We start from the raw sequence: 4633 nt of genomic DNA on the forward strand, positions 1-4633 counted from the left end.
CTCACCCCGTGATGAAAATAGAGGCGATATCCGTCCGAAAATTCGATCGCGGCTTCCCCTTCGGCGTGGAGGTGTTGTTGGGAGTCCAGACCGTGACGGAGTAAGGTGATATCCCCGAGATAGCCTTCTCGGAAAATCCAGCCGTTATGGGCATAGACCCGATAATCGTCCTCGAATATCATAGCGGGTGTTCCGATCGCGTGCAAGGGATACCCTGGCTGACCTGACTCGATAAATAAGTGCGATCGACCGGCTTTTTTCTTTGCCGATGCGATCGCCCGCCACAATTTCTCCCTCACCAACGGTAAACTCAAAAACTCAAAATATCGCTCAAAATACCTGGGAATTTTGAGTTCAATCGTTTCTTTTTTCTCCGCCATCACAACCAGGGATATTTTTTGCAAATCCGCCTCGGCTTGAATCTGCCAAAACACCTCAAATCCGTCCCGCTTTTGCAGCCGCCAATTGAGGATAATTAAAGAAAATTTTTGACCTTCCCTGTCCAAAATATCTCCGGCGATTTTACGGCTCCTAGCCTCGAAAACTTCGGCATTTAATGTCTCGCCTAGTTCGGCTTTAAGTAAACATTGAATTGTCGGGCTATACTCGATGACGAGAATTTTTTCAGGAGTCACAACTCGCCCTCCTTAATCCGCCACCCATCGCCAACGCCAACTTCCGGGTTCATACTCCCGCTGAATTCTCACGATCCAATCTCCCTTCGGAATTGCGATCGCCCGATGTTCCTCGTGAGTCAGCATCGCCGTTTCCGAATTGACTCGCAAGTAGAGACGACTTCTCAAGTCGTACAGTTCCGCCTCCCCTTCCGTGATGCGGTGGGCGTGTCCGGTGACTTCCCCTTCCGCCAACACCAAGTCGGGACGTTCTCGGGCTCCCCAATTTTCGGTATCGATAAATTTATGGGTTTGGTGAAGGATCACGTCCCCCTGACGCATCAATTTCATAGCTCTGTTTTAAGTTTGATCCCGATTATAACAAGAAATCATCTATGCTAGATCAGGGGTGCAGAGGGCTAGAAGGAGCAAGTCATGAATAATTATTAACAATTAATGATTAATTATTAATTGTTAATTGACTTTTGTTCCCCCCGTCTCCCACCACAATTTTTAACCGAGAATGAAACAGCCTTGACCATGGAAAAAGCAAATCCAACCGGCGATCGGGCGAAACCATCCCCGCGATCGCGCCTCACGGGTCGGGGCAGACGGCCCATTTCCCGCAGTTCCGACCCCCGTTTTTGTCGCCCCGTAGGCGATCGCGGTTCTCCCAGATCCCCCGGAACACTTCCCAGTTGTTGTTGGGGTACTGTTCGCCGAGGCCGAAGGGCTTCCAACTCGCCCAGTTGGCGGGATTCCAGAGTTTGCCGGTTTTTTTAGCATGAATCAATCTCCGAAACTGTAGTTTATTTTACAATTTTGCTTCAAAAACGGTCGTTGATTTGACATTTTTATTTTAAAAAGTATCGGCATCGCGGCGGGTGGCGATCGGGCGTTTCGTTCAAATCGATCTTGCCCGAAACGAGAATTTGTAGTATATCTATTGTGACCCCGGCTCGTGAGTTTAAATATCGACCATTCTACCCGGTCGCTGCTTCCAGATGAGAGAAATATTAAGAATTGTTGAAAAAGTTCTGATAAAGTAAACAAATATCAAATATTAGCCCGACCCCTTACAATTTTAAGTCGGGGGATTTATTCTATTGAACAAGCGGAAGCGATCGTTCAAATCGTTCCGATGTCGGTGTGAGTTTCAGTCCAGAGCAACCCCTTTGCATTATTTTTGAGCGTAGAAAAAAAACGGAGACAACTTTGAATTGAATGTCATTTCCCCAACAAGGGCGCAGCGGAATGCTGGCGACAACATCGGTTGGTAGGAGCGATCGCCCGAGCTCATCCGAGGCCGATCGCACCCACACCTGACCCCCGACCCAATCCACCACTTACCAAGCAGGGAGAACCAGAACCATGATTGCGATTAGCCGACCCAGAACGAACGAAACTCGACTCAAGTTTGTCAAGACGGAAGAGACATTTCCGGTGAGCTATTCGACGTTAGCCTGCGATGCGTTGATTTCTCAAGTCCTCCCGCAATATCCCATCGAAGCGGTGCAAGGATGTCAATTTTGGCACCGGGGGTTGAGCGACGTCTACATCATCGAAACCGCCCACACCGCCTACATCCTGCGGATTTCTCACCACCACTGGCGATCGCGATCGGAAACCCACTTTGAATTGGAACTGTTAGACTATCTCTGGAAACGGGAGATCCCGGTCGCCCGCGCCCTGCGGACGAAGGACGGGCGCCTGTCGGTGGACATCAACGCGCCGGAGGGGACGCGGTACGCCGCCCTGTTCACCTACGCCCCCGGACAGGTTCCCGTCGGCGATCTCGACTCGGAACAGAGTCGCACCCTCGGGGCGACGGTGGCCCGCCTCCACGAGGTTTCGCAGCAGTTCACCACCGACCACGATCGCGCCCCCCTGACCTTAGAATATTTGCTGGACCGGTCTGTGGAAGCGATCGCACCCTTCCTGCACGGGCGTCCGGAGGATCTGACCTTCCTGAACACTACCGCCAACCAAATCGGTTCCCAACTGGCCGACTTCCCCAAAACCCTGCCGCTGTGGAGTGTCTGCTGGGGCGACCCCCACAGCGGCAACGCCCACTTCACCCCCGAGGGGGACGTCACCCTGTTCGACTTCGACCAGTGCGGCTACGGCTGGCGGATTTTCGACATCGCCAAATTCCTGCAAGTCTCTCTACAAGCCGGGTTGAGTCGCCGCAACCGGGACGCCTTCGTTGAGGGATACCAGGAGGTTTCCCCCCTGACGGACTGGGAAAAATACACCTTGCCCGCCTTCACCCAGGTCGCCCACATCTGGGCCTGGGCGATCGCTCTGGGCACGGCCCAACTGTACGACTACAGCCGTCTCGACCGCAGCTACTTCTCCCGCCAACTGCAACAGTTGAAGCGCCTGCAGGCCCGGGATTGGCAACCGTTTTAGGGTGTAGGGTGTAGGGTGTAGGGTGTAGGGTGTAGCCCTTCGACTCCGCTCAGGGCAACGGGTGTAGGGGATTTTAGATTTTAGATTTTAGATTTTAGATTCTTCCCCTGTGCCCCTGTGCCCCTGTGCCCCTGTGCCCCCCTAACCCGGAAGCTCGTCGAGGACGGCGAGAAGGTTGTCTACCGCCGCGTTGGGTTCTAGGAAAGAAAACAGGTGGCGGTATTGTAACGTGCCTTCGCGATCGAGGAGGAATTGGGCGGGGAGGGGGGCACCGAGGGCTTGGCCGACTTCGTAGCGGCGGAAGATGCCGCAACTGGGATCGCTGAGGAGGGGCATTTTCAGGCCCAAGTCTTTGACCACGGTCTGGCTTTGGCGGGTGTCGGTGCTGGTGATCATCAGCACTTCTGCCCCGCGATCGACGAACTGGCCGTAGTTTTCGTTGAGGGCCTTGATGTGGGGGTAGCAGAGGGGGCAGTATTGCTTTTCGGTGAAAATGCGGGTGAAGGCCAGGATGACGGGGGTGTTGCCCCGGTATTCCGAGAGGCGGACGGTGCGATCGTTGGTGATGTCGGGCAACTCGAAGTCCGGCGTTTTCCGCCCTAGGTGCAGGCGATCGGTGGCGGGGACGGGGACGAAGTTGTTGAAAAAGCGTCGGTTCAGCAGTCCGCTGAAGTCGTTGGAGGTCAGCATAATTTCGGGCGCAACGCGATAACGCTTTTTATTTTATAGCTCTGAGTTGTCAGCTTTCAGGTATCGGCTTTCGGGCATCTGTGGGGACGGATGTCGGGGGAGAATCTCAAATCAGGGCGCAAGACGCGGCGCCCCTACAATCCCCACACCCGATTTAAATCGCGGCGAAGAATTCTTTCGACTTGACCGGATCGGGGTTCATCGTCTTTTCGCCCGGTTGCCACCCCGCCGGACAGACTTCGTCTGGGTTGGTTTGGACGTATTGGATGGCCTGGAGGGTGCGGAGGGTTTCATCGACGTTGCGCCCGAAGGCGAGGTTGTTGATGGTGGCGTGTTGGATGATGCCGTCTTTGTCGATGATGAACAGGCCGCGGAGGGCGATGCCGGCTTCGGGGTCGAGGACGTTGTAGGCGGCGCTGATTTCTTTTTTGATGTCGGAGACGAGGGGATAGTTGAGGTCGCCGACGCCGCCGGACTTGCGGTCGGTTTGAATCCAGGCCAGGTGAGAGAATTCGCTATCGACGGAAACCCCGAGGATTTGGGTGTTGATGGCGGAAAATTCTTCGGCGCGATCGCTGAAAGCGGTGATTTCCGTGGGGCAGACGAACGTGAAGTCCAACGGATAGAAGAATAAGACCAGGTACTGGCCGCGATAGTCGGATAATTTGATGGTTTTGAATTCTTGGTCGATCACGGCCGTGGCGGTGAAATCCGGTGCGGGTAAGCCGACGCGAATACACTCGTTGGTCATAACTTGAGAGTCTCCTTGCAAAGTCAAGTACGGGCTGAGTTTACAATTTGTTACGAGAATATCATACTCGAATTGCGGGGCGCTGTGTGTTGACACTCCCCGCGCTAAAGCGACGGAGATTCTTCCTTCAACGATCCGACTTGCCCTGACAGGTTTGCACCAGCCA

5 protein-coding genes and 1 pseudogene are annotated in these 4633 nt (G+C 54.1%); 1 reads left to right on the forward strand and 5 read right to left on the reverse strand.

Annotated features, from left to right (window positions below):
• The 3 genes and pseudogenes from AC0QHF_RS12425 to AC0QHF_RS12435 form a co-directional block, all read right to left on the reverse strand.
• Positions 1-635, reverse strand: a pseudogene (locus tag AC0QHF_RS12425) (response regulator); the annotation flags it as partial.
• 12 nt (positions 636-647) lie between these two features.
• Positions 648-965 (reverse strand): hypothetical protein, encoded by a 318-nt coding sequence (locus AC0QHF_RS12430; RefSeq protein WP_324704535.1) that lies wholly within the window; start codon positions 963-965, stop codon positions 648-650.
• A 244-nt stretch (positions 966-1209) separates the two neighbouring features.
• Complete coding sequence (locus AC0QHF_RS12435) at positions 1210-1407, reverse strand: hypothetical protein (protein ID WP_324704536.1); 198 nt, start codon at positions 1405-1407, stop codon at positions 1210-1212.
• A gap of 578 nt (positions 1408-1985) precedes the next feature.
• Here AC0QHF_RS12435 and AC0QHF_RS12440 point away from each other — a divergent pair.
• Positions 1986-3026, forward strand: coding sequence for a phosphotransferase (locus AC0QHF_RS12440; protein ID WP_324704537.1), 1041 nt, complete (start codon positions 1986-1988; stop codon positions 3024-3026).
• A gap of 141 nt (positions 3027-3167) precedes the next feature.
• Here AC0QHF_RS12440 and AC0QHF_RS12445 read toward each other — a convergent pair whose 3' ends face one another.
• Together AC0QHF_RS12445 and AC0QHF_RS12450 are read right to left on the reverse strand one after the other, a co-directional pair.
• The gene (locus tag AC0QHF_RS12445; RefSeq protein ID WP_324704538.1) at positions 3168-3716 is read right to left on the reverse strand and encodes a peroxiredoxin family protein; all 549 of its coding nucleotides are present in this window, start codon (positions 3714-3716) and stop codon (positions 3168-3170) included.
• 154 nt (positions 3717-3870) lie between these two features.
• Positions 3871-4467 (reverse strand): peroxiredoxin, encoded by a 597-nt coding sequence (locus AC0QHF_RS12450; protein ID WP_324704539.1) that lies wholly within the window; start codon positions 4465-4467, stop codon positions 3871-3873.
• Positions 4468-4633: the final 166 nt, after the last annotated feature.

This window comes from Lyngbya sp. CCY1209, assembly GCF_055795065.1.

Coding starts and splice junctions, on each gene's coding strand:
- AC0QHF_RS12430 (WP_324704535.1), bottom strand. CDS start 965: ATGAAATTGATGCGTCAGGGGGACGTGATCCTTCACCAAACCCATAAA.
- AC0QHF_RS12445 (WP_324704538.1), bottom strand. CDS start 3,716: ATGCTGACCTCCAACGACTTCAGCGGACTGCTGAACCGACGCTTTTTC.
- AC0QHF_RS12450 (WP_324704539.1), bottom strand. CDS start 4,467: ATGACCAACGAGTGTATTCGCGTCGGCTTACCCGCACCGGATTTCACC.
- AC0QHF_RS12440 (WP_324704537.1), top strand. CDS start 1,986: ATGATTGCGATTAGCCGACCCAGAACGAACGAAACTCGACTCAAGTTT.